The following is a 25,269-nucleotide window of genomic DNA, read 5'->3' as shown; positions in this document are numbered from 1 at the left end:
CTCAGTCCTCGAGCGCGTCGGACGCGAGCCCCAGCTCGCCGGAGCGGCCGGAGGTGATCAGCTCGATGACCTGGGTGCGGTCGACCTCGGAGATCGGGACGTCGGCGGCGACGCGGCCCAGGTACAGGGCGGCGACGCGGTCGGCGACCTCGAAGACGTCGACCATGTTGTGGGTGATGAAGACGACGGCGTGGCCGGTGTCGGCCAGCCGGCGGACCAGGTCGAGCACCTGCCGGGTCTGGGCGACGCCGAGCGCGGCGGTCGGCTCGTCGAGGATGACCAGCTTGGACTCCCAGAGCACGGCCTTGGCGATCGCCACGGTCTGCCGCTGCCCACCGGAGAGGCTGGACACCAGCTGGCGCACCGACTTCAGGGTGCGCACCGAGAGCTTCGTGAGGGTGTCGCGCGCCGCCTCCTCCATCGAGGCCTCGTCGAGCACCACCCCGCGCTTGCGCTCGCGGCCCAGGAACATGTTCTGGACGACGTCGAGGTTGTCGGCCAGCGCGAGGTCCTGGTAGACGACCTCGATGCCCAGGCGGGCGGCGTCGCGCGGGCCGTTGAGCTGCACGGGCTTGCCCTCGAACTCGACGGTGCCCGAGTCGATGGGGTGGATGCCGGCGATCGACTTGATCAGCGTGCTCTTGCCGGCGCCGTTGTCGCCGACCAGCGCGGTGACCTTGCCGGGGTAGACGTCGAGGTGGACGTCGTGCAGGACCTGGACGGCCCCGAAGCTCTTGTTGACCCCCCGCAGGCTCAGCGTGGGCCGCTCGAGGGTCGAGGAGGTGGGAGGGGTCTGTTCGAGTGCGGACACCGCTGCGTCCTTCCAGCAGGGAACGGTCGGTCGACCGTGGCGGGACGATAGGTCGCCCTGCCGGCCCCGGGCGAGCCGGGGCCGGCAGGGCGGAAGCACACGGCCGGGGCACCCACGGGAGGGGTGCCCCGGCCGGTCGGCTCAGGAGATGCCGAGCTCGGTGCAGGCGGCGGCGTACTCACCGGTGCAGACGTCGGCGGCGCTCTGGTAGCCGTCGTCGATGACCTGCTTGACGTTGTCCCGGAAGATCGAGACCGGCTCGAGCAGCACCGAGGGGACCTCGCGGCCGCCCTCCGGGTCCTCGACCGAGCCGTCGACCTCCGGCTCCTCGCCGTTGACCAGGGCCACGGCCAGGTCGGCCAGGGCCTGCGCCTCGTCGGCGATCGGCTTGTAGACGGTCATGCACTGCTCGCCCGCGAGGATGTTCTGCAGCCCCTCGACCGTGGCGTCCTGACCGGTCACGGGCACCTGGCCGGCGACGTTGTTGCGGGCCAGGATCGAGACGACGGCGTTGGCCAGACCGTCGTTCGCGGCGAGCACGCCCTGGATGTCACCGCCGGCCTGGGTGTACATCTGCTCGAAGATCGTGGCGGCCTGCTGGTTGTCCCACTCCGGCACGGCCTGCTCGGCGACCTGCGTGTACTGGTCCATCTCGTCGAGGACCTCGTGCGCGCCCTGCGAGAACAGCGTGGCGTTGTTGTCGTCGGGCGAGCCGTTGAGGAAGGCGATGTTCGCCGGCTCGTCGCCGAGGCACTGCGCCAGGCCCTCACCCTGCAGCCGGCCGACCTCGACGTTGTCGAACGAGACGTAGTAGTCACTCTCGCCGCCCAGGGTGAGCCGGTCGTAGTCGATCGTCTGCACGCCCTGCTGCTCGGCCTGCCGCTGGATCGCCGCGCCCGAGGCCGAGTCGAGGTTGGTGATCGCCAGGACCGTGACGCCCTCGGTGATCATCTGCTCGGCGATGGTGCTCATCCGCTGGGCGTCGCCCTGCGCGTTCTGGATGTCGTACTCGACACCGGCCTCCTCGAAGGCGGCCTCGAGCAGCGGGCGGTCGGCGGACTCCCAGCGGGCCGATGAGGCGGTGTCGGGGAGGATGACGCCGACCTTGCCGGCGGCGGCCTCGCCGCCGCCACCGCCGCCGCCGTTGCCACCGTCGCTGTCGTCGCCACCACACGCGGCCAGGCCGAAGACCAGAGCCGCAGCGATCGCCGTCGTCACCGTGCGCCGTCGCGCCATGAGAGGGACCTCTATTTCGTTGGGGTTACAGAGAAATTCCGGCGGGTCATCTTGCGCGCCACCTCCTTGTGACCGCAAGCACGGTCCCCCGCCGTTGCCGGACCGTGACCCGGGACCCCCCTCGAAGGGGGTCGGGGCCGCGCTTGGCCCGCCCGGTTACCGGCGGGTAACTTGTAGCCCGCCGCGCCCTCCCGGGCCGGTTACGAATACTGCGGAGGTCCCATGTCCCGCTCGCTGCGTGAGGTCGTCTTCGTCGACGGCGTGCGCACACCCTTCGGCAAGGCCGGCCCAAAGGGCATCTACGCCGAGACGCGCGCCGACGACCTCGTCGTCCGCGTGATCCGCGAGCTGCTGCGCCGCAACCCGGCGCTGCCGGCCGACCGCGTCGACGAGGTGGCCATCGCCGCCACCACCCAGATCGGCGACCAGGGCCTCACCCTCGGCCGGACGGCCGCCCTGCTGGCCGGCCTGCCGAAGTCGGTGCCGGGCTACTCGATCGACCGGATGTGCGCCGGCGCCATGACCGCGGTGACCACCACCGCCAGCGGCATCGCCTTCGGCGCCTACGACGTCGCCATCGCCGGTGGCGTCGAGCACATGGGCCGCCACCCGATGGGCGAGGGCGTGGACCCCAACCCGCGCATCGTCAGCGAGAAGCTGGTCGACCCCTCGGCGCTGGTCATGGGCTCGACCGCGGAGAACCTGCACGACCGGTTCCCCCACCTGACCAAGGAGCGCGCCGACGCCTTCGCGCTGGCCAGCCAGCAGAAGTTCGCGAAGGCGCTGGCCAACGGCAAGCTCGGGCCGGAGCTCGTCCCCGTCGCCACCCGCTCGGCCGAGCAGGGCTGGGGCGTGGCCACGGTCGACGAGCCGCCGCGGCCGCAGACCACCCTGGAGGGCCTGTCGACCCTCAAGACGCCGTTCCGCCCGCACGGGCACGTGACCGCCGGCAACGCCGCGGGGCTCAACGACGGCGCCACCGGCTGCCTGCTGGCCGCCGAGGACGTCGCCCTCGAGCTCGGGCTGGACGTCGGCATGCGCCTGGTGGGCTACGGCTTCGTCGGCGTGGAGCCCGAGGTCATGGGCGTGGGTCCGGTGCCCTCCACCGAGCGGGCGCTGGCCCGCACCGGCCTGACGATCGAGGACATCGGCCTCTTCGAGCTGAACGAGGCCTTCGCCGTCCAGGTGCTGGCCTTCCTCGACCACTTCGGCATCGCAGACGACGACGAGCGGGTCAACCCGTGGGGCGGCGCCATCGCCGTCGGCCACCCGCTGGCCTCCTCCGGCGTGCGCCTGATGACCCAGCTGTCCCGCCAGTTCGCCGAGCGCCCCGACGTCCGCTACGGCCTGACCGCCATGTGCGTCGGCCTCGGCATGGGCGCCACCGTCATCTGGGAGAACCCGAACTGGGAGGGCTTCGCCAAGTGAGCACCGCCGTCTTCGAGAACGAGGTCGTGACCACCGCCATGGTGCGGTTCGTGACCTACCCGGGCCTGGTCGGCGAGATCGCGCTGATCACGCTCGACAACGGCCACGACCACACCCGCCCGTCCACCTTCGGCCCCGCCGGGCTGGCCTCGCTGGACGCCGCCCTGGACGAGATCGCGGCCCACTCCCCGGCGCCGGCGGCGATCGCCGTCACCGGCAAGCCGTTCATCTTCGCCGTGGGCGCCGACCTCTCCGGCGTCCCGGCGGTGACCGACGAGGCGACGGCGCGGGAGATCGCCGAGACCGGCCACCGGGTGTTCCGGCGGCTCAAGGACTCGGCGATCCCGACCTTCGCGTTCGTCAACGGGGTCGCGCTGGGCGGCGGGCTGGAGCTGGCGCTGCACTGCCACTACCGCACGATCAGCGGCACCGCCGCGGTCGGCTTCCCCGAGGCCTTCCTCGGCCTGGTGCCCGGCTGGGGCGGCACGCAGCTGCTGCCGAACCTGGTCGGCATCGACGCGGCGGTCACCGTGATCGTCGAGAACGCCCTCGCGCAGAACAAGATGACGCCCGCCCCGAAGGCCGCGAAGCTCGGCATCGCCGACGCGCTCTTCGAGCCGGCCGACTTCCTCGAGCGCTCCCTCGAGTGGGCCGTCGGGGTGCTCGACGGCTCCGTGACCGTCTCCCGCCCGGAGGTCGACCGGTCGGCGTGGGACGCCGCCATCGAGCGCGGGCGCGCGATCGTGGCCGGCCGCACCCGCAACGCCTCCCCCGGGGCCGTGCGCTCGGTCGACCTGCTGGACCTGGCCCGCGCCGGTGTCGACGACGAGGCGTTCACCGCCGGCACCGCCGCGGAGGACGACGCCCTCACCGAGCTGCTCATGAGCGACCCGCTGCGGGCCTCGCTGTACTCGTTCGACCTCGTGAACAAGCGGGCGAAGCGGCCGGCCGGCGCCCCGGACAAGGCGCTGGCCCGCAAGGTCGGCAAGGTCGGCGTCGTCGGCGCCGGGCTCATGGCCTCGCAGCTGGCGATGCTGCTCGTGCGGCAGCTGAAGGTGCCGGTGGTGCTCACCGACATCGACCAGGTACGCGTGGACAAGGGCGTGGCCTACGTGCACGGCGAGCTGGACAAGCTCGCCCAGCGCGGCCGGCTGAGCGCCGACAAGCTCAACCAGCTCAAGGGGCTGGTGACCGGCTCGCTGTCCAAGGAGGCCTTCGCCGACGCCGACCTGGTCATCGAGGCCGTGTTCGAGGAGATGTCGGTCAAGCAGCAGGTGTTCGCCGAGGTCGAGGCGATCGTGTCCGAGACCTGCGTGCTGGCCACCAACACCTCGGCGCTGTCGGTGACCGAGATGGCCGCCAAGCTCGAGCACCCGGAGCGCGTGGTCGGGCTGCACTTCTTCAACCCGGTCGCCGTCCTCCCCCTGCTGGAGGTCGTCCGCGCCGAGCAGACCGACGACGCGACCCTGGCCACTGCCTTCGCCGTCGGGAGGTCGCTGAAGAAGTCCTGCGTGCTGGTCGCCGACGCCCCGGCGTTCGTGGTCAACCGGCTGCTCACCCGCTTCCTCGGTGAGGTCACCTCGGCCGTGGAGCAGGGCACGCCGGTCGAGGTCGCCGAGCGCGCCCTCGACCCGCTGGGCCTGCCGATGACGCCGTTCGAGCTGCTCTCGCTCGTCGGTCCCGCGGTGGCGCTGCACGTCGCCGAGCGCATGCACGAGGCCTTCCCCGACCGGTTCGCCGTCGGCGAGGGGCTCAGGCGGATCGTCGAGCTCGGGAGGACCAGCGTGTTCGTCGAGCCCGGCGTCGTCGACCCGGAGCTGGCCGACGCGTTCGCCGGCGACTCGCCGCTGACCGAGGAGCAGGTGCGCGAGCGGGCGCTGGGCGCGCTGGCCCAGGAGATCCGGCTGATGCTGGACGAGGGCGTGGTGCAGGCGGTGCAGGACATCGACCTGTGCATGGTCCTCGGCGCCGGGTGGCCGTTCTGGCTGGGCGGCATCTCCGCCTACCTCGACCGCACCGGGGTCTCGGAGCGGGTGACCGGCTCGCGGTTCCTGCCGCGGGGCGTGGCCTCGCTCCCCGCCTGACCCCCGCCGGGATCAGGTGACCTGATCGTCGGGCGTCCTCCCTCACGGTGCGCGGTGAGGGAGGACGCTCCGCGGTGCGGGAGGACGGCGCCCACCCGGGGCGCCCCCCGCCCCCGGCACCGGCACCGGCACCGGCACCGGCACCGGCACCGGAAGATCTTGACGGCCTTCGAGCGCCCCTGCCAGGTTCGGGATCTTGACCGGGCCGTACCCGCGGTCCGGATACCTGGACTGGGCAGGGGAAACGATGAGACGTCTCGTGTGTGCAACGGCCACCGCCGGGCTGGCGGTCACGACGCTGGTGATGAGTCCGGCTGCCGCCGCGCCGGCGACCGGACCCTCCGATGCTGCGCGCTGGGCCCCCGTGCCGGTGGCGCGGCACCTGGACAACCCGCGGCAGCTCGACATGACCAGTGACGGGGTCCTGGTCATCGCGGAGTCCGGGACCGGCGGCGACGACTGCGCCGAGGTGGACGGGGAGACCGTGTGCGTCGGGACCACCGGGGCGGTCAGCATCGTGCGGCACCCGGCGAAGGTCCAGGGGGTCACCGCGCAGCGGGTGGTGACCGGCCTGCTGTCCGAGGCCGGCCCTGACGGTGCCGGCGCCACCGGCAACGACGCGGCGAGCGCCCGCACCCTGGGCCGGATCTACATCGCCAAGGACGTCGACGTCCCGGACGGCGTCACGGGGCTGCCGGAGGAGCAGGAGGGCAAGCTGCTGCGCGCGGCGGCGGGCCGGCCGGCCTCGGTCGTCGCCGACATCCGCGCCTTCGAGGAGGCGAACGACCCCGACGGCCAGGGCGTCGAGTCGAACCCGTACGCGGTGCTCGACGTCGGTGACAAGGTGCTCGTCGCCGATGCCGCGGCCAACGCCGTCCTCGCGGTCGACAGGCGCGGCCGGATCAGCGTGTTCGCCGTCCTCCCCACCATCACCGGTGGCGCCTGCGACACCCGGCCCAACCAGGACGGCAGCTTCTCCTGCGACCCGGTGCCGACGGCGCTGAGCTTCAGCCGCGACGGCGACGTCATCGTGGGCGGCCTCGGCTCGCTGGTCCCCGGCGCCGGCCGGGTGTGGGAGCTCGACCGCCGGACCGGGGCGGTCCAGCAGACCTGGACCGGCTTCACCGGGGTGACCGGTGCCGCGCAGGACCGGGCCGGCAACCTCTACGTCAGCGAGCTCTTCGGCGGCGGCGGATCAGGTCAGGTGGTGACGGTGCGGACGAACGGCACCCGGGCCACGTTGCCGGCTCCGGCGCCGGCGGGCGTGGTCACCGACCTGCTCGGCAACGTGTACGTGGCCGTCAACTCGATGTCCACCGGCACCGGGACCGGTGAGCCGGGCACCGATGGGCAGGTCTGGCGGATGACCGAGCGGTCGTTCCCGGTGAGCTGACCGCCGAGGCCGCGACCCGCGACGCAGCAGCCCACCTCGCCGCAGACCGCGAGGTGGGCTGCTGCCCGGCGGGAGACACCCGAGCGCGCGGGGCTTCAGCGGAACTTGGCGGTGAGGCTGTCCATCGTGCGGTTCACCGACGCGACCTTGATGTGCGAGAGCCCGGCGTCCGCGCCCGCGGCCAGCATCGCCTCGTGCGCAGCGCGCAGCGTGGCCCACACCTCGTCGGCCTCCCCCTCCAGCGTGGTGCCCAGGGCACCCACCTCGTGGCGCAGCCCGGAGGCCTGGATGACGGCGATCGCCGCCTCGACGTGGGCGTGCGGGTCGTCCGCCGTGCCGGGCGGCGAGGGCGCCACCTGGATCTCGGCGATCACGCCCGGTCCTCGACGGCGGCCTCGGTGACGCCGTCCCCGGCGCGCTCGGTCAGCCGGGCGGTCCACTCGGCGATCCGCCGGGCGACGTCCTGCTCGGTCAGCCCTGCGTCGGCGAGCACCTGCCCGCGGCTGCCGTGCTCGAAGAACTGCTGCGGCAGGCCGAGGGTGCGCACGGGGACGTCGACGTCGCGGTCCTGCAGCGCCTGGCTGAGCGTGGTGCCCACTCCCCCGGCGCGCCCGCCGTCCTCGACCGTGACGACCAGCCGGTGCCCGGCGGCGAGCTCGACCAGCTCGGCGGAGACCGGCAGCACCCAGCGCGGGTCGACGACGGTCACCTCGATGCCGTGGTCGGCGGCCCGCTCGGCGACGGCCTGGCACATCGGGACCATCGACCCCACGGCGACGAGCAGGACCTCCGCCCGAGCCCCGCGGCGCAGCACGTCCACCGGCCCCCGCCGCTCGACGGCCGGGATGTCCGGCGGCAGCGAGCCCTTCGGGAACCGCACGACCGACGGTCCGTCGGTGATGTCGACCGCCTCGCGCAGCGCCTCCCGCAGCGTGGCCTCGTCGCGCGGCGCCGCCAGGGCGAGGCCGGGCACCACCGACAGGATCGACATGTCCCACATGCCGTTGTGCGAGGCACCGTCGTCACCGGTGACCCCGGCGCGGTCGAGCACCACCGTCACCGGCTGCCGGTGCAGGGCGACGTCCATGAGCAGCTGGTCGAACGCCCGGTTGAGGAACGTCGAGTAGACGGCGACGACCGGGTGCAGCCCCGCCATGGCCAGGCCGGCGGCCGACGTGAGGGCGTGCTGCTCGGCGATGCCGACGTCGAAGGTGCGCTCGGGGAAGCGCTCGGCGAACGGGGCCAGGCCGGTGGGGTGCAGCATCGCCGCGGTGATCGCGACGACGTCGGGGCGCTCGGCGCCCACGCGCACCAGCTCGTCGGCGAAGGCATCGGTCCAGGCCAGGCCGGTCTTGCGGGCGCTGGCGCCGCTGTCGGGGTCGAAGACCCCGGTCGCGTGCCACGCGTCGATCTGGTCGGTCTCGGCCGGCGGGTAGCCGAATCCCTTGGTGGTGACGGCGTGCACGATGACCGGCCCGCCGAAGGAGCGGGCCCGGCGCAGCGCCGACTCCACCGCCCGGATGTCGTGGCCGTCGACCGGGCCGACGTACTTCAGGCCGAGGTCCTCGAACATGCCCTGCGGCGAGAGGACGTCCTTGAGGCCCTTCTTGATGGCGTGCAGCGCGTCGTACAGGGCCGAGCCGACGACGGGCGCCCGGTGCAGCGCCTGGCGCACCTGCAGCAGCGCGTTCTCGTAGCCGGGGCGCAGCCGCAGGGTGGCCAGTGCGTCGGCGACACCGCCGATCGTCGGCGAGTAGGAGCGGCCGTTGTCGTTGACGACGATGACGACCGGGCGGTCCTGGGCGGCGGCGATGTTGTTGAGCGCCTCCCACGCCATGCCGCCGGTCAGCGCACCGTCACCGATGACGGCGACCACGGGGCGGGAGTCACCCCGGATGGCGAAGGCCTTGGCCAGCCCGTCGGCGTAGGACAGCGAGGTCGAGGCGTGGCTGTTCTCCACCCAGTCGTGGTCGCTCTCGGCACGGCTGGGGTAGCCCGACAGCCCCCCGCGCTGGCGCAGCCGCTCGAAGCCGTCGACCCGGCCGGTGAGCATCTTGTGCACGTAGGACTGGTGGCCGGTGTCGAAGACGATCGGCTCGCGCGGGGAGTCGAACACCCGGTGGAGGGCGATGGTCAGCTCGACGCAGCCCAGGTTCGGCCCGAGGTGACCCCCGGTGCGGGCGACGCTGGTGACCAGGGCGTCACGGATCTCCGCGGCGAGGGCGGGCAGCGCTTCGGACTCGAGGGCCCTGACGTCTTCCGGGCCCCGCAGCGATCGCAGGAGCGGCACGGTGCGGCGGTGTCCTCTCGGTCGGGCGGCGCCGGGGGGCAGCCGCCGATCCACTGTAGCTGCGGTCTACCGGCTCTTCCGGTCGAGCGGGTGAGGCGGATGCAGCTCACAGCCGCGGTACCCAGCGTTCTCCCCTCAACGCCCCGCCGACGACGTCGACCCCGCGGGCGGCGGCGGCCAGCCGGGCCCCCTCGCGCTCGTAGGCGGCCATCGCCGCCTCGATCGCCTCCGGCGGGAGCTGGTCGGCCAGCTCCACCCGCAGGGTGCGCCACCCGGCGCGGGCGGCCTCCAGACCGGCGGCGACGTGGTCGCCGGCGAACCGGGCGAGCAGCACGGGGTACCGGCGGAGCACCTCGTGCGCGCGGTAGTCCGGCGGCACCAGGTCGAACAGCCAGGCGACGGCGGTGCGCTCCCAGTCAGGGGCGCCCGGCGGGCGCACCTCCTCCGGCCAGCCCGGCGGCAGCGACGTCTCCACCGCACCATTCTGCCGCACGGGTCGAACAGGTGTTCGACACCGGGGCGTGTCGGCTCAGGACGACTGGCGCTTGAGCCAGAACTGCTCGAACCCCCAGGTGCCGGCGCCGCTGGAGTGGTAGCTGACCAGCTCCCACCCCTCGGCACCGAGCTTGTTGAGCACCGAGCTGGTGTCGCCCTGCTGGCGCTCGAGCTGACCGCCGGGGAGCTTGACGCTCACGCCGGCCCGCTGCGACTCCGCATCGTTGGCGGTGATGACCGAGGCGTATTCCCACGTGGGCACCCCCTGACCGTAACGAGGTCCTGCGCCTCGCGAGCAGCCGGGCGGGCGTGACGGCCCCCGGCCGGCGCGGAGCGACCCCGTCCACGCCTCAGAGGGAGACGCCGTCCTCCACCTCGAGCCCCAGCGCCAGCGCGGCCCCGGCGGCGACGAACCACCACCCGAGCGCCAGGAGCTTGCGGGCGGCCGCCACGTGCGGGTGGGCGGTGGTCGTGCGCTGCATCGCTTCTCCCCTCGTCACCCGGCGGACGCTACGCAGGCGATGCCCCGGGAGACCGACGCGTGTGACTCCTGGGACGGGAGTGGCCCTCCGTCGCCGAACCTCCACGTGCCGGCCCCCGGGGTGGGCCGTCAGGCGGGCACGAGCAGCGCGACGCACTCCACGTGCGCGGTCATCGGGAAGGCGTCGAACCCGCGCAGCCCGGCGAGCCGGTACCCGGCGGCGGCGAACGCGGCGACGTCCCGGCCCAGCGCCGCGGGGTCGCAGGCCACGTAGACGACGGCCCGCGCACCGCTCCCGGCGAGCAGCCGGCTCACCGCCGTCCCGGCGCCGGCGCGCGGCGGGTCGAGGACGACGACGTCCGGGCCGGACCCCAGCTCGGCGAGCAGCTCGGCCAGCCCGTCGGCGTCCACCTCGCCCTGCCAGACCTCCGCCTGGGGCAGGCCGGCGAGGTTGGCGTCCGCGGCCGCGCAGGCGCCCGGATCGGCCTCGACGCAGACCACCCGGCCGCCGGCGCCCACCGCCGGAGCCAGCGCGCCCCCGAGCAGCCCGGCGCCGGCGTAGAGGTCGAGCACCGTCTCGCCGTCGGTCGCGGCGGCGAAGCCCGAGACGGCCTCCACCAGCGCGTCGGCCGCGGCGGGGTGCACCTGCCAGAAGCCGGTGCCCTCGACCTCCCAGTCCCGCCCGCCGGCGCGCCGCTCCGCGCGGCCGGCGGCCGCGGGCCGCTCCTCCCCCGCCTGCCGCACCTCGGTGGCACGCGGCCGGCCGCGGCGGTCGAGCGGGGCGGTCGTCACCGCACCGGTGGAGTCGATCGACACGTCGACGGCGCCCGCGCCCGGCCAGCGCCGGCCGAGCACCGCCCGCGCGGCCGGCTCGACGGTGATCGGGCAGTCGTCGAGCACCACGACGTCGTGCGAGCGGTGCCGGCGCAGGCCGGGAGCGCCGGTGCGGTCGACGGCGAAGCGTGCCCGGGAGCGCCAGCGCAGCGGGCCGCCGGGCAGCTCCTCGACGGCGAGCCCGGCGACCACCGGGTCCTGCTCGTCCAGGCCGCCCAGGCGCACCAGCTGCTCGCGGACGACGGCCGCCTTCAGCCGGCGCTGCTCGGCCGGGTCGACGTGCTGCCAGTCGCAGCCGCCGCACCTCCCCGGGCCGCTGTAGGGGCAGGGGCGCGCCACCCTCGCGGGGGCCGCCGCCAGCACCTCGACGGCGTCGGCGCGGCAGAAGCCCGGGTGCCGGTCCTCGGTGACGCGCACGCGCACCCGCTCACCGGGCAGGGTGTGGCGCACGAACACCACCCGGCCCTCGTGCCGGGCGACGCAGTGCCCCCCGTGCGCCACCGGCCCGACGTCCACCTGGAACTCGCGGCCCACCCACCCCAGACCCTTGTCCGCGTCCCGCGAACGGGCCCGGCTGCGACCGGCCCCCTGCAGGGGCCCGCCGCGAGCCGGCGAGCGGCGGGGGGCGGGGGGGCCTTCAGCCATACGGCGTCACGTCGGCCTCGTCGTCGGTGAACCCGCGCCGCAGGTCACCGGGGGCCGGCCCGCCGCGGCGGCCGTCGTCGTCGGCACCGACCGAGCTCTCCAGCTGCCACGGCACCGTCGTGATCATCACGCCGGGCTGGAACTGCAACCGGGCGCGCAGGCGCAGCGCGCTCTGGTTGTGCAGCACGTTCTCCCACCAGTGCCCGACGACGTACTGCGGCACGAAGACCACCACCAGTTCTCGCGGGCTGTCCCGGCGGATGCCCTTCACGTAGTCGAGCACCGGACGGGTGATCTCCCGGTACGGCGACTCGAGCACGGTGAGCGGGACCGGGATGTCGTAGCGCTGCCAGTCGGCCTGCAGCGCGCGGGTCTCGCCGTCGTCGACGTTCACCGTGAGCGCGGTCAGCGCGTCCGGGCGGGTCGCCCGCGCGAAGCTCAGCGCGCGCAGCGTCGGCTTGTGCACCTTCGAGACAAGGACGACGGCGTGCACCTTGCTCGGGAGGGTCCGGGCGTCGGTGTCGGGCTCGAGCTGCTCGGACACGTGGCAGTAGTGCCGGTTGATGCCCTTCATCAGGGCGACGAGGACCGGCATGGCCAGCAGCACCAGCCACGCGCCGTGGGTGAACTTGGTGACCACGATGATCACCAGGACGACGCCGGTGAGCGTGCCCCCGACGGCGTTGATCGCCTGCGAGCGCCGGATCCGGGCGCGCACCCCCGGGTCGGTGATGCTGCGCAGCTCGCGGTTCCAGTGCCGCACCATGCCGGTCTGCCCCAGCGTGAAGCTGGTGAAGACGCCGACGATGTACATCTGGATGAGCCGGTTCACGTCGGCGTCGAAGGCGACGATGAGCAGCCCGGCGAAGCCGGCGAGCAGCAGGATGCCGTTGCTGTAGACGAGCTTGTCGCCGCGGGTGTGCAGCTGCCGCGGCATGAACCGGTCCTGGGCGAGCACGTTGCCCAGCAGCGGGAACCCGTTGAACGCCGTGTTGGCCGCCAGGATCAGGACCAGCGCCGTGGCCGCCTGCACGTAGAAGAAGCCGAACGAGGTGTCGCCGCCGAAGGTGGCCGCGGCGAGCTGGGCGATGACCGTGCGCTGCGGGTCGGTCTCGCAGTCCCCGGGGAAGCCGACCAGGTCGCAGGTGTGCTCCACGTACTTCACGTTCGCGAGCAGGGCCAGCGCGGTGACCCCGGCGAACATGGTGGCCGCGATGCCGCCCATGAGGGCGAGGGTGGTCGCCGCGTTGCGGCTCTTGGGCGGGCGGAAGGCGGGGACGCCGTTGGCGATCGCCTCGACGCCGGTGAGCGCCGTGCAGCCGGAGGCGAAGGCGCGCAGCGCGAAGAAGATCAGCGCCAGCCCGGTGACCTCCTCGTACCCCGGCTCGGGGAGCACGGACCACGTGGAGCTCTCCGCCACCAGGCCCCCGCCCGTGACGAAGTACTTCAGCAGGCCGGTGACGACCATGACCATGATGCCGCTGATGAAGAGGTAGGTCGGCGCCGCGAAGGTCCGGCCCGACTCCCGGACGCCGCGCAGGTTGACCGCGGCCAGCAGCGCCACCAGCCCGAGGGCGATCAGGACGCGGTGCTCGTTCAGCTCGGGGAACGCCGAGATGATGTTGTCGGTCCCCGCGGACACCGACACCGCGACGGTCAGGACGTAGTCGACGAGCAGCGCGCTCGCCACCGTGACGCCGGCCCACTGCCCGTGGTTCTTGACGGCGACCTCGTAGTCGCCGCCGCCCGACGGGTAGGCCCGCACCACCTGCCGGTAGGAGAGCACCACCGTCGCCAGGAGCACCACGACGCCGATCGCGATCCAGGGGGCGAAGAAGAGGAACGCCGTCCCGGCCAGGGTGAGGACGATGAGGATCTCCTGCGTGGCGTAGGCCACGGAGGAGAGCGGGTCGCTGGCGAAGATCGGGAGGGCCAGCCGCTTGGGGAGCAACGACTCCCCCGCCCGGTCGCTGCGGACGGGGCGGCCGAGGACGAGGCGTTTCGGTAGTTGTCCGAGGTCGGACAGGGTTGGCACGGCGCGATGGTACGGACGCGCGGCGCCCCCGCGGGCGTGACCCGGCCCACCCGGCCCCTCGGGGTGATACGGGCGTCCTGGGCCCTGGCACGCCCCCGGCGGGTGTAGCTTCGCGGCCGGTGGAGCGCGGGCGGACGGCGCCGGCGCCACCGGGATCTGCGGGAGTGACGCGTGCACGTGGTCGTGATGGGCTGCGGCCGTGTGGGCTCGGCCATCGCCCGGCGCCTGGAGCAGATCGGGCACAGCGTGGCGGTGATCGACCAGGACCCCGAGGCGTTCCGCCGGCTGGGGCCGGACTTCGCCGGGCGCCAGGTCAAGGGGCTCGGCTTCGACCGGCAGGTGCTGCTGGACGCCGGCATCGACTCCGCGGGCGCCTTCGCGGCGGTGAGCAGCGGCGACAACTCGAACATCATCTCGGCCCGGGTGGCGCGCGAGACGTTCGGCGTCCAGCACGTCGTGGCGCGGATCTACGACTCCAAGCGGGCCGAGGTCTACGAGCGCATGGGCATCCCGAGCGTGGCCACCGTGCCGTGGACGGTGAACCGGCTGCTGCGCGACCTGCTGTCGGTCAAGGTCAGCGAGCTGTGGCGCGAGCCCACCGGGAAGGTGCTGCTGGTGCGCGTCACCGTCAGCGACGCCTGGGTGGGCCGCAAGCTGGCCGCCCTCGAGGCGGCGACCGGCGCCCGGGTGGCCTGGCTGACGAGGTTCGGCGAGGCCCAGCTGCCGACCCAGGCCACGGTGCTCCAGGACGGCGACCAGCTGGTCGTCGCCGTCACCGACGAGCTGACGGCGCGGGTGCACGAGGTCGTCGAGCGCGGCCCCCAGGAGGGTGGGCACTGATGCGCGTCGCCATCGTGGGAGCCGGTGCGGTCGGCCGCTCCATCGCCGGGGAGCTCCTGGAGAACGGCCACACCGTCATGTTGATCGAGAAGGACGGCCGCAAGGTCCGCACCCGCTCGGTGCCGGGCGCGGAGTGGGTGCAGGCGGACGCGTGCGAGGTCTCCTCCCTGGAGGAGGCGCAGCTGGCCACCTGCGACGTCGTCGTGGCCGCGACCGGTGACGACAAGGCCAACCTCGTCGTGTCGCTCCTGGCCAAGACCGAGTTCGCGGTCAACCGCGTGGTCGCCCGGGTCAAGGACCCGCGCAACGAGTGGCTCTACACCGAGGCGTGGGGGGTCGACGTCGCCGTCTCCACCCCCCGGGTGCTCGCCGCCCTGGTGGAGGAGGCGGTGACCGTGGGCGACGTCGTCCGGCTCATGAGCTTCCGCAAGGGCGCGGCCAACCTGGTGGAGATCACCCTGGGCGACGACACCCCGTGGGTGGGCCGCGCGCTGCGCGAGGTGCCCCTGCCCCGCGAGACGGTGCTCACCACGATCCTCCGCGGCGACCGGGTGATCACCCCGTCGCCCGACGAGCCGTTGGAGTCCGGGGACGAGCTGCTGTTCGTGTCGCACGGCGACACGGAGGAGGAGCTGCAGTACGTCTTCGCGCCGGAGGGCCCCGGTCGGATCGGCGCGTGAGCGGCCCCGTCCGGAGGCTCGCCGCGGGTGCGCGCGGGGCGGGGCGGACGGGGTCCTCCCTCAGGCCCCGGGCGGGCCGGGGGTCCGGTGCCGGTGCAGGCGGGCGACCACCCACAGGGTGATCACCAGCACGACGGCGGTGAGCGGCAGGCCCAGCACGACCGAGGCGGTGCCCAGCAGCTCCACCTCGTCGGCGCGGTAGAGCACCCACTGCACGCCGGCGCGCAGGAAGAAGGACGCGGCCCACAGCGCGGTCAGCCACGAGTAGGCGCGCAGCAGCCGGGGCTCGCGGCGCCAGTGCAGCTGCGGTGCAGCGGCCGGGTCGGGCGTCACCGGCGCGCTCGCCACCGGCTCGGTGCCCCGCGCCGTCCGGCGGCTCCACGGCAGGGAGTGCGCGGCCATCGACCCCAGGTGGCTCGGGGCCAGGAACTCCGCGACGACGCCGACGAGCGGCCAGCGGAACGGGATGGAGCCCAGGAGGACCACCCCGACGACCAGGCTGCGCACGATCCCGAGCACGAAGAAGTCGCGGGCCTGGCCGGTGTTGGCGGCGATCGCCACCGCGATGCCGACCCCGATCAGCCCGCTCACGGCCTGCTGGACGCTCTGCCGCCGGGCCAGCCGCAGGGCGAAGACCACGACCGCCGCGGCCACCGCCGCCCAGATGCCGGTGCGCAGGCCGGCGAGGCCGTTGGCCACGATGAACGCGACGGTCGGCAGCGTCGCGTCGACCATGCCGCGCCAGCCGCCCAGCTGGGCCAGCAGCTGGTCCCGGTCGAACACCGAGGTCGACCCGGTGTCGGACCCGCCTTCGCCGTCGCCCGGCCGGCCGGCTGCGGTCACCCTCGTCCCCCTCGTTCGCTCCCGGTCCTGCGCGCGGCGGCTCCCTGCCGCCCCGCGGCGGTCAGCCGGCGTTCAGCTCGTACCAGGGGTTGTAGATGACCTGCCGGCCGTCGAAGGCGGCGAACCGCCCGCGCGCGGTCAGCGAGCGGCCCGGCTCGATCCCCGCGATGCGCCGCCGGCCCAGCCAGACCAGGGTCACCGACCCGGATCCGTCGAACAGCTCGGCCTCGAGGGTGGGCACCGTCTCGCGCGGGGTGTAGACGACGGACTTCAGCCGGCCGGTGACCGTGACGACCTCGCCCTTGCGGCAGGCGCTGACCGGTTCGCAGCCGGCGCTGGCCGACCCCGCCCGGAGCTCCTGGGCGTCGATGGTCTGGTCGTCGGCGGTGAGTCGCTGCAGCGTGCGCGACCACCAGCCCGCCGATCGGGTCTCCGTCACGGCACCAGGGTAGTTCGCGGGGTCGCGCCCGGGGACGCGCACCGGTGTTCCCTGCGTCGCGTCGTCAGGCGGGCGCGCCGGGCGGCGCACCGCCCGGCGGCCGGCCCTGGGCCGGGCCCGCCGGGGGCTGCTGCGCGGCGAGCTGCGCCGCGGCCTGCGGGGGCAGGGTCAGCGGGAGCGGCTCGCGCACCGGCATCGGCTCGGAGCCCCGGACGACGACGATGCCGCGGAACGCGGCCTCCAGCGCCTTCGCCTCCTCCTCGCCGCCCGCGGCGGCCGAGCCGCTGAGCAGGCCGCGCAGGAACCAGCGCGGCCCGTCGACGCCGAGGAAACGGGCCGGCCGCCGCGTCGCCCGCGGAGCCGGCTGCCCGGGCTGCGGCGGTGTCGTCGCGACGACGGTGCCGGCGAGCTCGAGGCCGAAGGGCCCCTCCACCTCCGTGAGCGACGCGCCCTGACCGGAGGCGCTGCGCGCCAGCTCGGCGCGGACGTCGTCCCAGATGCCGGCGGCCCGGGGCGCCGCGAAGGCCGCGACCTGCAGCAGCGAGCCGCCGTGGCGCAGCGTCGCGCCGATCACCTTCTGCTGCTGGTTGAGCTCCACCCGCAGGTCCATCCCGGGGAGCGCGGGCAGCCGGATCGCGCCGAGGTCGATCCGCGCCAGCCCGTCCTGGGGGGCGTCGGCCTCGTCCCAGGGCCCGGTGGTCTCCTCGACCTCCCGGATCCGGGTCTGCGGCTCCGGGGGCACGCCCCGCTCGCGCAGGCTGCGGTCGATGCGGTTGCGCCGCCGTCCGAACGGCATGTCAGTCCCGCCCCTCGAGTGATCGTGCGTCGGAGGACCCGGGCGTCGCGGGCCCGTGCCCGCCGGTGGAGCCGTGCCCGCCCTCGCCGCGGGCGCTGGCCGGGAGCTCGCGCACCGGGACGAACCGCGCGCGCACCACCGGCTGCACCACCAGCTGCGCGATGCGGTCGCCGCGGGAGAGCCGCAGCGGCGTCACCGGGTCCAGGTTGATGAGGTTGACCATGATCTCCCCGCGGTAGCCGGCGTCGATGGTCCCGGGCGCGTTCACCATGCTCAGCCCCAGCCGGTGGGCCAGCCCCGAGCGCGGGTGCACGAACCCGGCGTAGCCCTCGGGGATCGCCACCGCGACACCGGTACCCACCAGCCGCCGCTCGAACGGGGCCAGCTCGACGTCCTCGGCGGCGCTCAGGTCGGCGCCCGCGTCACCGGCCAGGGCGTACCTCGGGACGGCGCCGTCGGGCGCGGTGAGCCGGACGGGCACGTCCAGGCCGGTGGAGGGATCAGGCACGTCGGCGACCCTATAAGGACCTCCCCGCCCCCCACCGCTCGCGGGCTCCGTCAGACCGGCGGGCCCTGCAGGTCCTCGCGGATGCGGCGCGCGAGGCTCTCGGTCGCCCGGCGGTTGCCACGCCCGGAGAGGGCCGCGCCGACCAGGAAGGGCGCAGCCGCCGGCAGGGCCCCGGCCAGCCGGCGGGTCACCCGCCGGCGGAGAGCGCGCACGCCGGCGGCACCCAGCACCGCGCCGAGGCCGGCCACGCCGCCGTCCCGGACCGCCCGCTGCTCCGACCACGCCGCCAGGTAGGCCTGGGCGCGCGCGGCGGCGTCGCCCGGGGCGCGCCGGCCGCTCAGCTCGTGCAGCTCACCGATGAGGACCACCTCCACGGCGGCCACGAGGACGGTCTCGGCTCCCAGCTCCAGCGGGACGGCCAGCAGGGACGGCGGGGCGAACCAGTGGGCGGCAGACAGCCCACCCGTGGCCGCGCCGATCCCGGAGGTGGCCCGGGCGGCGCGCTGGACGAGCGCCTCGGCGATCTCGTCGTCGGACGCCCCGGGGTGGGCGGCCCGCAGCCGCTCCCGGTCGCGGATCGGCAGCCGCGGCGCCGCCGCCGCCAGGAGGTCGCCGAGCAGCGCGCCGGGGGCCCGGCCGTCGCCGTCGGCCACCCGGGCACCGGACGCCTCAGGCGCCGGCTGCGCGCCGCCGCCGAGGGCGCTCGCGACCGCCCCGGCGACGGCGCCGACGACGTCGCGCAGACCTCCGCCGGCGGACCGCTCCGTGCCGCCGCCGGTCAGCCCGGCCACGGCGTCGGCGACCGCCCGCCCGGCGCGCGCGAGCGGGCTCTCCTCGGTCGTCGCCGGGGGGTCCTGCTGCGCGACGGGACGCGGCGGCGGCACGTCACGCGGTGCGCCGGTGCGCGAGCCCTCGGTCATCCGTCGTCCCCTTCACGGTGCGGCGCTGGAACGGCCCCCTCGCAGGGTCCCGCCGCGAGCAGGTGACTTGCTGGAACGGCCCCCTCGCGGAGTCCCGCCGCGAGCGTGCGAGCGGTGGGGGCGAGGGGGTCCTTCTTCAGGCGCAGTCGCGGCAGAACAGCTGGTCGCCGCGGGTGGAGGCGAGCCGGCTGCGGTGCTGCACCAGGAAGCAGCGCGAGCAGGTGAACTCGTCCTCCTGCTTGGGCAGGACGCGGACGGTCAGCTCCTCGTTCGACAGGTCGGCGCCGGGGAGCTCCAGGTTCTCGTTGAAGTCCGTCTCGTCGACGTCGACCGACGAGGACTGCGCCTCGGCCCGCCGCGCCTTCAGTTCCTCGAGCGAGTCCTCGCCGAGCTCGTCGGTCTCGTTGCGGCGCGGGGCGTCGTAGTCGGTGGCCATGGGGTGTGCCCCTCCTCCGGGGTTCCGCGGGCGTCGTGCCCGCTCGTCTGACGCGGCGCAGGGTGCGCACCGTCGTCCTGGCCGTTCGCCGGTGGGCGACCGGTGGGTCGTCGTGGGGGCGGCCCGCACCGGGCGCCCCGTCCACGTGCGCCGGTCCCCCTCGCGGAAGGACCGGCAGCCCCCCAACGCCGTCCGGCCCCGATTTGTGCCCGACTCCGGGGAGGTGACACATCGGGACCACGAACGGTCGGGCGGGTCGCGGAGCGCCAGAGGTTACCCTGCGCCGGTGGCGACTTCCCCAGGTGCTGATCCAGCCGTCGTCGGGCCGTACCTGGCCTCCGCTCTAGGGGACGAGCGCTGGCGCTCGGTCGGCATCGAGCTGATCGCCGCCGGCATGTCCAACCTGACCTACGTGGTGACCCCGGAGGGCGGGGCCGCCGAGGACGCGGTGATCCTCCGGCGCCCGCCGACGGGCGCCGTGCTGGCCACCGCGCACGACATGGCGCGCGAGCACCGGGTGATCTCCGCGCTGGGCCCCACGCCGGTGCCGGTGCCGCGGACCCTCCACCTGTGCACGGACACCGGCGTGCTGGGTGCGCCGTTCTACGTGATGGAGCGCGTGGTCGGCCTGCACGTCATCGACCGGATCCCGGACGGCTACGCCGACGGCCCCGACCAGCGGCGTGCGATCGGCGACGGCCTGGTCGACGTGCTGGCCGATCTGCACTCGGTCGACCCCGTCGCGGTGGGGCTGGGCGACTTCGGCCGCCCCGAGGGCTTCATGGCCCGCCAGGTGCGCCGCTGGACCCAGCAGTGGGAGGCGACCCGCGACCGCGACCGCCCGGGGCTGGACGCCCTCGCCGCCCGGCTGGCGGAGACGGTGCCCGCGACGCAGCGGCACGGGATCGTCCACGGTGACTTCCGGCTGGACAACTGCCTGCTCGACCCGGAGGTCCCCGGCCGCGTCCGCGCGGTGCTGGACTGGGAGATGTCGACCCTGGGGGATCCGCTGGCCGACCTCGGCATGCTCCACGTCTACTGGCCGCAGGCCGGGGAGCGCAGCGTCGCCGGGCAGAGCACCGTGACGGCCCTGGAGGGCTTCCCGACCCGCGCGGAGGTGGCCGCACGCTACGCCGAGCGCAGCGGCCTGGACCTCTCCGATCTGTCCTGGTACGTCGGCTTCGCGTACTTCAAGTTCGCGGCCATCGTCGCCGGCATCGTCGCCCGCTCGGCCGCCGGCGCCATGGCGGGCAAGGACACGGCGGGCTACGCCGACCGGATCGACCCGTGCGTCGAGCGGGGACGCGCCGCGCTGGACGACGGTGCGATCTAGCCGCGCCGCCCGCCCCTAAGCTCGCAACCGACAGCCGTCCGCAGCAGTCGCGGCGCCGTCCCGTCCGTCCCGGCCGGTCCGGCCCGGCTGCCCGGTCCTCGCCGAGGAGAACCACCGTGACCGAGCGCACCGTCCAGCCTCCGGTGCGCCCCCGCAGCGGACGTCGTCCGCTGCCCCCGCTGATCTTCCTGCTCGTCCTGGCCCTGGCCGCCGGAGCGGTGTGGTGGACGGTGCTCCGCGAGGACCAGGAGCGGCGCGCCGAGGCGGCCGAGGAGTGCGCCGCCGCGGAGGAGCCGCCACCGTCGCTGGACCCGGCCGCGGTGTCGGTGCGGGTGTTCAACGCCACCGACCAGGGCGGGCTCGCGCAGCAGGTGGCCGACGAGCTCGCCGGCCGCGGCTTCACCATCAACGAGGTGGCCAACGACCCCACCACCCGGGTGGTCGAGGGCGCCGGCGAGGTGCGCCACGGCTCTCCCGGACGGGACGCCGCCCGCTTCCTCGGGGTCTACGCGCCGGGCGTCAGCTACTACCCCGACACGCGGGCGACCGCGGTCGTCGACCTGGTCCTCGGGCCGGAGTTCCCCGGCATCGCGCCCCCCGAGGAGGTCGAGGCGGCGCTGACCGCCCCGGAGGAGGCCCCCAGCGACTGCTGACCGGGGTGTTCGCCGCTGCTCAGCGGTGCAGCTCGGAGACCAGCGCGGAGAACGGCCCGGCCACCGCAGGCGCCACCGCGATCACCATCGGCTCCCCCACCGGGGCGCCGTCCAGCCCGCTCACCACCGCCCCGGCCTCGGCGGCCACCAGCGCGCCCGCGGCGTGGTCCCACGGGTTGAGGTCGAGCTCGAAGTAGGCGTCGACCCGCCCGGCGGCCACCGCGCACAGGTCCAGCGCCGCGCTGCCGAACCGCCGGATGTCGCGCACCCGCGTCACGAGCTCCGCCACGACCGCCCCCTGCGCCCGCCGCTGCTCCACGCGGTAGCCGAACCCGGTGGCGACCATCGTCTGCTCCAGCGACGGCGGCGTGCCCACCGCGAGCCGGCGCACCGGCCGCCCCGGCGCCGCCAGCCACGCGCCACCCCCGGAGGCCGCCGTGAACAGCTCCCCCGTCGCCACGTTGAGCACCGCCCCGGCGCGGACCACCCCGTCGACCTCGGCGGCCACGGAGACGGCGTAGGCCGGGATGTCGTACAGGAAGTTCACGGTGCCGTCGATCGGGTCGACGATCCACCGGACGCCGCTGGTCCCCTCCCGCGCCGCGCCCTCCTCCCCCAGCACGCCGTCCTCGGGCCGGGCCTCGAGCAGACGCCGGACCAGCAGCTCCTCGCTGGCGGCGTCCACCGCCGTGACGACGTCGACCGGGCTGGACTTGGTGCTCACCCGGTCCCCGGCGGACTCGCGCCCGCGGGCCACCAGGACGGCGGCCTCCCGCGCCGCCGCGACGGCCACCTCCAGGAGGTCGCCCGGCTCGGGGGTGGCGGGGACGGCTGCGCGCGCGGATGCCATGCGCCCGATCCTGCCGCAGCGGCGCCCCCCTCGTCGGGGCGGCCACGGGCACGCGAGCGGCGGGAGCGGGGAGGCCCGTCCACTAGCCTGTCGCCGTGCAGGGCTTCGGGGTGGACATCGGCGGCAGCGGCATCAAGGGGTGCCTGGTCGACCTGGACGCGGGACGGCTCATCGGGGAGAGGCTGCGCATCGAGACACCGCAACCCTCGCTCCCGGAGCCCGTCTTCGACGTCGTGGCGCGGATCGTGGACTCGTTCGGCTGGTCCGAGCGCGTCGGCGTGACCTTCCCCGGGGTGCTCAAGTCGGGCGTCGCGCACACCGCGGCCAACGTCGACAAGAGCTGGCTGGGCACCGACCTCGCCGCGGGGGTGGCCGAGCGCATCCCCGGGCCGGTGGAGACCCTGAACGACGCCGACGCCGCGGGCCTGGCCGAGATGCGCTACGGCGCCGGCCGCGACCGCAACGGCGTCGTGCTCATGCTCACGTTCGGCACGGGGATCGGCAGCGCGCTCTTCGTCGACGGCCGGCTGGTGCCCAACACCGAGTTCGGGCACATCCAGGTCGACGGCGAGGACGGCGAGAGCCGCGCCTCCGCGGCCGCCCGGGAGCGGGAGGAGCTCAGCTACCCGGACTGGGCGCTGCGCGTGGACCGCTACCTCGACGTCCTGGAGGCCAGCGTCTGGCCGGACCTGATCATCGTGGGCGGCGGTGTGAGCAAGAAGGCGCACAAGTGGGTGCCGCTGCTCTCCACGCGCACCCCGGTGGTGCCGGCCGAACTGCAGAACGACGCCGGGATCGTCGGCGCCGCGCTGGCCGCCGTCGAGCGCGCCGAGGCCTGACCGCCCGGCAGCGGACCCGCGCGGCCACCCGGCCGGGGCCCTCCGCCCGCCCCCTCGGAGCGAGGGGACCAGGTGCGAGGCGGTGGTTTCACCCGGGGACGTCGTTACAATGGTGGAGCCCCAGCCCGCCGCTCTCCAGCCGGGAGGGATCCCCCGACCCGAACGCGGCCAAACGCCGTGCCGGTCACGCGGGGGTCTCACGTCCCTCGAGCGCAGGCCGGAGCCGCTGCCCGCGGGCCACACGGTCTCCGGGGAACGCACCCAGCACGGGAAGGAACCTGAGTGCCCGCCGATCAGCCAGCACCGGAAGCAGCCGCAGCGAGCACCCCGCGCGCCAGGACGGCCGCCGCCGGTACCCGTGCCAAGAAGACGGCCACCGAGCCGGCTGCCGCACGGAAGAAGGCACCGGCCAAGGCCGCCGGTACCAAGACCGCGGCCAAGGGCCGCGCGAAGCCGGCGATCACGCCGTCGCCGGGCGGCGGCGAGGGCGCCGTGCTCACCGCGGTGGCCACCAAGGAGGGCGCGGTCGCGGTCGTCGACGCCGGCTCCGAGGGGCTCAAGCTCGACGAGACCGTCGTCACCGGCAAGGACGGCGTCGAGGTCGCCGCCGAGGAGGAGACCGCCGAGGGCGGCGACTTCGAGTGGGACGAGGAGGAGGAGTCCGAGGCGCTGCGGCAGGCCCGCAAGGACGCCGAGCTCACCGCCTCGGCCGACTCGGTCCGCGCCTACCTCAAGCAGATCGGCAAGGTCGCGCTGCTCAACGCCGAGGAGGAGGTCGACCTCGCCAAGCGGATCGAGGCCGGCCTCTACGGCGCCGAGCGGCTGCGGCAGGCCGAGGAGGAGGGCCAGAAGCTCTCCCCGCAGATGCGCCGCGACCTCAACTGGATCGTCCGCGACGGCGAGCGCGCCAAGAACCACCTGCTGGAGGCCAACCTCCGCCTCGTGGTCTCCCTGGCCAAGCGCTACACCGGCCGCGGCATGGCGTTCCTGGACCTGATCCAGGAGGGCAACCTCGGCCTGATCCGCGCGGTCGAGAAGTTCGACTACACCAAGGGCTACAAGTTCTCGACCTACGCGACGTGGTGGATCCGCCAGGCCATCACCCGCGCGATGGCCGACCAGGCCCGCACCATCCGCATCCCGGTGCACATGGTCGAGGTCATCAACAAGCTCGGCCGCATCCAGCGCGAGCTGCTCCAGGACCTCGGGCGCGAGCCCACCCCCGAGGAGCTGGCCAAGGAGATGGACATCACCCCGGACAAGGTGCTGGAGATCCAGCAGTACGCCCGGGAGCCGATCAGCCTGGACCAGACGATCGGTGACGAGGGCGACAGCCAGCTCGGCGACTTCATCGAGGACTCCGAGGCCGTCGTCGCCGTGGACGCGGTGAGCTTCACGCTCATGCAGGACCAGCTCACCAGCGTGCTGCAGACCCTCTCGGAGCGGGAGGCCGGCGTCGTCCGCCTCCGCTTCGGGCTCACCGACGGCCAGCCGCGCACGCTCGACGAGATCGGCCAGGTCTACGGCGTGACCCGCGAGCGGATCCGGCAGATCGAGTCCAAGACGATGTCGAAGCTGCGCCACCCCAGCCGGTCGCAGGTCCTGCGCGACTACCTGGACTGAAGAAGGACCCCTCTCCTCCCCACGCCTCGCAAGCCCGGCGCGGGCCCCTGGAGAGGGGCCGGTTCCACCATGTCGCCCGTGGCCGGTGACCTCCCGGGGTCACCGGCCACGGCCGTCGCGCAAGAGGGTCACGAACGCGTGACACCCGGTGTGCGCCGACACCTGTCGGGTAGACGGCGTAGCGTGGTGCCCGTCAGAACAGCAGCGGACCCACGGTCGGGCCGGTCGAGCACCGGTCCGGCAGATGATCACCAGCACGTGCACCACCAGTTCCACCCCAGTGACGTCCCCTGCTGGACCCGCTCCACCCAGACCCGGTGTGTTACGGACTCATCTCTTTCGGCGAGTCCGGGATGAACCGGGTCGGAACGGGAATCCGAGGGGCCATCCTGGCGCTGTGCAGGAGGCCGATCCGCAGCCGCGGGTCCGTGCGGTAGAGAGCGAGTGATGACCCAGATGACCCAGACGCTGACGACGACCCCCGCCGCCGACGACCTGGTCGTGCCCTTCCACTGCGACCGCTGCGGCGCACTTGCCAAGGTCCGTGTCGTGCTCGCCAACGGCAGCGACCTCGTGTTCTGCGGACACCACGCCCGCGAGTACGAGGGCAAGCTGCGTGACATCGCCGTCGACATCATCGACACTGAGGGCGAGCAGCGCGTAACTGCGTGAGAGAGGCGCTATCGTCGCGCCCGCGATGACCGCCTCACCCGACGACGCCGCCGCGTCCGACGTCCCGCCTCGTGCGGGCGCCGGGCCGGCGGCTCCGTCGTCTCC

At 74.5% G+C, this 25,269-nt stretch carries 26 protein-coding genes; 10 read left to right on the top strand and 16 right to left on the bottom strand.

Translation table 11 applies throughout. From position 1 onward, the window contains the following. Position 1: 1 nt before the first annotated feature. Together E9549_RS02895 and E9549_RS02890 are read right to left on the bottom strand one after the other, a co-directional pair. Entirely contained in the window at positions 2-811 is an 810-nt protein-coding gene (locus E9549_RS02895; RefSeq protein ID WP_236825075.1) for an ATP-binding cassette domain-containing protein, read from the bottom strand. Between the two features lie 141 nt (positions 812-952). Continuing rightward, positions 953-2,047 (bottom strand): sugar ABC transporter substrate-binding protein, encoded by a 1,095-nt coding sequence (locus tag E9549_RS02890; RefSeq protein ID WP_236825073.1) that lies wholly within the window; start codon positions 2,045-2,047, stop codon positions 953-955. Positions 2,048-2,269: 222 nt separating this feature from the next. On the opposite strand from E9549_RS02890, the gene E9549_RS02885 reads away from it, so the two are divergent. From E9549_RS02885 to E9549_RS02875, 3 genes are all read left to right on the top strand, one after another. After that, a complete protein-coding gene (locus tag E9549_RS02885; protein WP_236825072.1) occupies positions 2,270-3,475 on the top strand; it encodes a thiolase family protein in 1,206 nt (401 codons plus the stop codon). Then, entirely contained in the window at positions 3,472-5,559 is a 2,088-nt protein-coding gene (locus tag E9549_RS02880) for a 3-hydroxyacyl-CoA dehydrogenase NAD-binding domain-containing protein (protein ID WP_236825071.1), read from the top strand. Before E9549_RS02885 ends, E9549_RS02880 begins: the two co-directional genes overlap by 4 nt. Positions 5,560-5,818: 259 nt before the next feature. Further along, complete coding sequence (locus E9549_RS02875) at positions 5,819-6,952, top strand: ScyD/ScyE family protein (RefSeq protein WP_236825068.1); 1,134 nt, start codon at positions 5,819-5,821, stop codon at positions 6,950-6,952. 95 nt (positions 6,953-7,047) lie between these two features. Here E9549_RS02875 and E9549_RS02870 read toward each other — a convergent pair whose 3' ends face one another. From E9549_RS02870 to E9549_RS02840, 7 genes are all read right to left on the bottom strand, one after another. After that, a complete protein-coding gene (locus E9549_RS02870; RefSeq protein ID WP_236825067.1) occupies positions 7,048-7,326 on the bottom strand; it encodes an MTH1187 family thiamine-binding protein in 279 nt (92 codons plus the stop codon). Continuing rightward, positions 7,323-9,242: a 1-deoxy-D-xylulose-5-phosphate synthase gene (gene dxs / locus E9549_RS02865; protein ID WP_236825066.1), complete on the bottom strand. Its 1,920-nt coding sequence runs from the start codon at positions 9,240-9,242 to the stop codon at positions 7,323-7,325. Before dxs ends, E9549_RS02870 begins: the two co-directional genes overlap by 4 nt. Positions 9,243-9,348: 106 nt before the next feature. Further along, a complete protein-coding gene (locus E9549_RS02860; RefSeq protein WP_236825065.1) occupies positions 9,349-9,717 on the bottom strand; it encodes a hypothetical protein in 369 nt (122 codons plus the stop codon). Positions 9,718-9,771: 54 nt separating this feature from the next. Beyond that, complete coding sequence (locus E9549_RS02855) at positions 9,772-9,999, bottom strand: DUF4177 domain-containing protein (protein ID WP_236825064.1); 228 nt, start codon at positions 9,997-9,999, stop codon at positions 9,772-9,774. Positions 10,000-10,087: 88 nt separating this feature from the next. Continuing rightward, entirely contained in the window at positions 10,088-10,237 is a 150-nt protein-coding gene (locus tag E9549_RS02850) for a hypothetical protein (RefSeq protein WP_236825063.1), read from the bottom strand. Positions 10,238-10,347: 110 nt separating this feature from the next. Then, complete coding sequence (locus E9549_RS02845; protein WP_236825062.1) at positions 10,348-11,586, bottom strand: class I SAM-dependent RNA methyltransferase; 1,239 nt, start codon at positions 11,584-11,586, stop codon at positions 10,348-10,350. A 103-nt stretch (positions 11,587-11,689) separates the two neighbouring features. Then, positions 11,690-13,732: an APC family permease gene (locus tag E9549_RS02840; RefSeq protein ID WP_236825061.1), complete on the bottom strand. Its 2,043-nt coding sequence runs from the start codon at positions 13,730-13,732 to the stop codon at positions 11,690-11,692. 171 nt (positions 13,733-13,903) lie between these two features. On the opposite strand from E9549_RS02840, the gene E9549_RS02835 reads away from it, so the two are divergent. Both E9549_RS02835 and E9549_RS02830 read left to right on the top strand, forming a co-directional pair. Continuing rightward, positions 13,904-14,572, top strand: a complete 669-nt coding sequence (locus tag E9549_RS02835) for a TrkA family potassium uptake protein (RefSeq protein WP_236825060.1) — start codon at positions 13,904-13,906, stop codon at positions 14,570-14,572. Next, on the top strand, positions 14,572-15,252 hold the full coding sequence (locus E9549_RS02830; protein ID WP_236825059.1) for a TrkA family potassium uptake protein: 681 nt from the start codon (positions 14,572-14,574) through the stop codon (positions 15,250-15,252). The genes E9549_RS02835 and E9549_RS02830 overlap by 1 nt, the downstream gene beginning before the upstream one ends. 60 nt (positions 15,253-15,312) lie before the next feature. Here E9549_RS02830 and E9549_RS02825 read toward each other — a convergent pair whose 3' ends face one another. The 6 genes from E9549_RS02825 to E9549_RS02800 form a co-directional block, all read right to left on the bottom strand. Then, on the bottom strand, positions 15,313-16,095 hold the full coding sequence (locus E9549_RS02825; RefSeq protein WP_236825058.1) for a DUF3159 domain-containing protein: 783 nt from the start codon (positions 16,093-16,095) through the stop codon (positions 15,313-15,315). A gap of 61 nt (positions 16,096-16,156) precedes the next feature. Beyond that, on the bottom strand, positions 16,157-16,534 hold the full coding sequence (locus E9549_RS02820; RefSeq protein ID WP_236825057.1) for an OB-fold nucleic acid binding domain-containing protein: 378 nt from the start codon (positions 16,532-16,534) through the stop codon (positions 16,157-16,159). A 64-nt stretch (positions 16,535-16,598) separates the two neighbouring features. Next, positions 16,599-17,330 (bottom strand): DUF3710 domain-containing protein, encoded by a 732-nt coding sequence (locus E9549_RS02815; protein ID WP_236825056.1) that lies wholly within the window; start codon positions 17,328-17,330, stop codon positions 16,599-16,601. A 1-nt stretch (position 17,331) separates the two neighbouring features. Next, positions 17,332-17,838 (bottom strand): dUTP diphosphatase, encoded by a 507-nt coding sequence (dut, locus tag E9549_RS02810; protein ID WP_236825055.1) that lies wholly within the window; start codon positions 17,836-17,838, stop codon positions 17,332-17,334. 50 nt (positions 17,839-17,888) lie between these two features. Continuing rightward, positions 17,889-18,758 (bottom strand): hypothetical protein, encoded by an 870-nt coding sequence (locus tag E9549_RS02805; protein WP_236825054.1) that lies wholly within the window; start codon positions 18,756-18,758, stop codon positions 17,889-17,891. Positions 18,759-18,894: 136 nt separating this feature from the next. Next, positions 18,895-19,194: a DUF4193 domain-containing protein gene (locus E9549_RS02800; RefSeq protein ID WP_091930594.1), complete on the bottom strand. Its 300-nt coding sequence runs from the start codon at positions 19,192-19,194 to the stop codon at positions 18,895-18,897. Between the two features lie 286 nt (positions 19,195-19,480). Here E9549_RS02800 and E9549_RS02795 point away from each other — a divergent pair, with 286 nt between their 5' ends. After that, the gene (locus E9549_RS02795; RefSeq protein ID WP_236825053.1) at positions 19,481-20,527 is read left to right on the top strand and encodes a phosphotransferase family protein; all 1,047 of its coding nucleotides are present in this window, start codon (positions 19,481-19,483) and stop codon (positions 20,525-20,527) included. A 116-nt stretch (positions 20,528-20,643) separates the two neighbouring features. Further along, positions 20,644-21,180, top strand: coding sequence for a LytR C-terminal domain-containing protein (locus tag E9549_RS02790; RefSeq protein ID WP_236825052.1), 537 nt, complete (start codon positions 20,644-20,646; stop codon positions 21,178-21,180). Positions 21,181-21,199: 19 nt separating this feature from the next. On the opposite strand, the gene E9549_RS02785 is transcribed toward E9549_RS02790, so the two are convergent. Further along, positions 21,200-22,030: an inositol monophosphatase family protein gene (locus E9549_RS02785; protein WP_236825051.1), complete on the bottom strand. Its 831-nt coding sequence runs from the start codon at positions 22,028-22,030 to the stop codon at positions 21,200-21,202. A gap of 95 nt (positions 22,031-22,125) precedes the next feature. Between E9549_RS02785 and ppgK the strand changes: the two genes are divergently transcribed. From ppgK to E9549_RS02770, 3 genes are all read left to right on the top strand, one after another. Continuing rightward, positions 22,126-22,869, top strand: a complete 744-nt coding sequence (gene ppgK / locus E9549_RS02780; RefSeq protein ID WP_236825050.1) for a polyphosphate--glucose phosphotransferase — start codon at positions 22,126-22,128, stop codon at positions 22,867-22,869. Positions 22,870-23,151: 282 nt separating this feature from the next. After that, positions 23,152-24,492 carry an RNA polymerase sigma factor gene (locus tag E9549_RS02775; RefSeq protein WP_236825049.1) on the top strand — a complete coding sequence of 447 codons (1,341 nt, stop codon included), beginning with the start codon at positions 23,152-23,154 and terminating at the stop codon, positions 24,490-24,492. Between the two features lie 447 nt (positions 24,493-24,939). Beyond that, positions 24,940-25,164, top strand: a complete 225-nt coding sequence (locus tag E9549_RS02770; RefSeq protein WP_091930645.1) for a hypothetical protein — start codon at positions 24,940-24,942, stop codon at positions 25,162-25,164. Positions 25,165-25,269: the final 105 nt, after the last annotated feature.

This window comes from Blastococcus sp. MG754426, from assembly GCF_021699055.1.
GTDB lineage: Bacteria > Actinomycetota > Actinomycetes > Mycobacteriales > Geodermatophilaceae > Blastococcus.
Note: the sequence above shows the minus strand (reverse complement) of the source record. Positions and strands in the feature narration are given on the sequence as shown.

Excerpts from the sequence above, each read along its gene's own strand:
- E9549_RS02785 (WP_236825051.1), bottom strand. The coding sequence starts at position 22,030 with ATGGCATCCGCGCGCGCAGCCGTCCCCGCCACCCCCGAGCCGGGCGAC.
- E9549_RS02830 (WP_236825059.1), top strand. The coding sequence starts at position 14,572 with ATGCGCGTCGCCATCGTGGGAGCCGGTGCGGTCGGCCGCTCCATCGCC.
- E9549_RS02815 (WP_236825056.1), bottom strand. The coding sequence starts at position 17,330 with ATGCCGTTCGGACGGCGGCGCAACCGCATCGACCGCAGCCTGCGCGAG.
- E9549_RS02770 (WP_091930645.1), top strand. The coding sequence starts at position 24,940 with ATGACCCAGATGACCCAGACGCTGACGACGACCCCCGCCGCCGACGAC.
- E9549_RS02800 (WP_091930594.1), bottom strand. The coding sequence starts at position 19,194 with ATGGCCACCGACTACGACGCCCCGCGCCGCAACGAGACCGACGAGCTC.
- E9549_RS02805 (WP_236825054.1), bottom strand. The coding sequence starts at position 18,758 with ATGACCGAGGGCTCGCGCACCGGCGCACCGCGTGACGTGCCGCCGCCG.
- E9549_RS02890 (WP_236825073.1), bottom strand. The coding sequence starts at position 2,047 with ATGGCGCGACGGCGCACGGTGACGACGGCGATCGCTGCGGCTCTGGTC.
- E9549_RS02885 (WP_236825072.1), top strand. The coding sequence starts at position 2,270 with ATGTCCCGCTCGCTGCGTGAGGTCGTCTTCGTCGACGGCGTGCGCACA.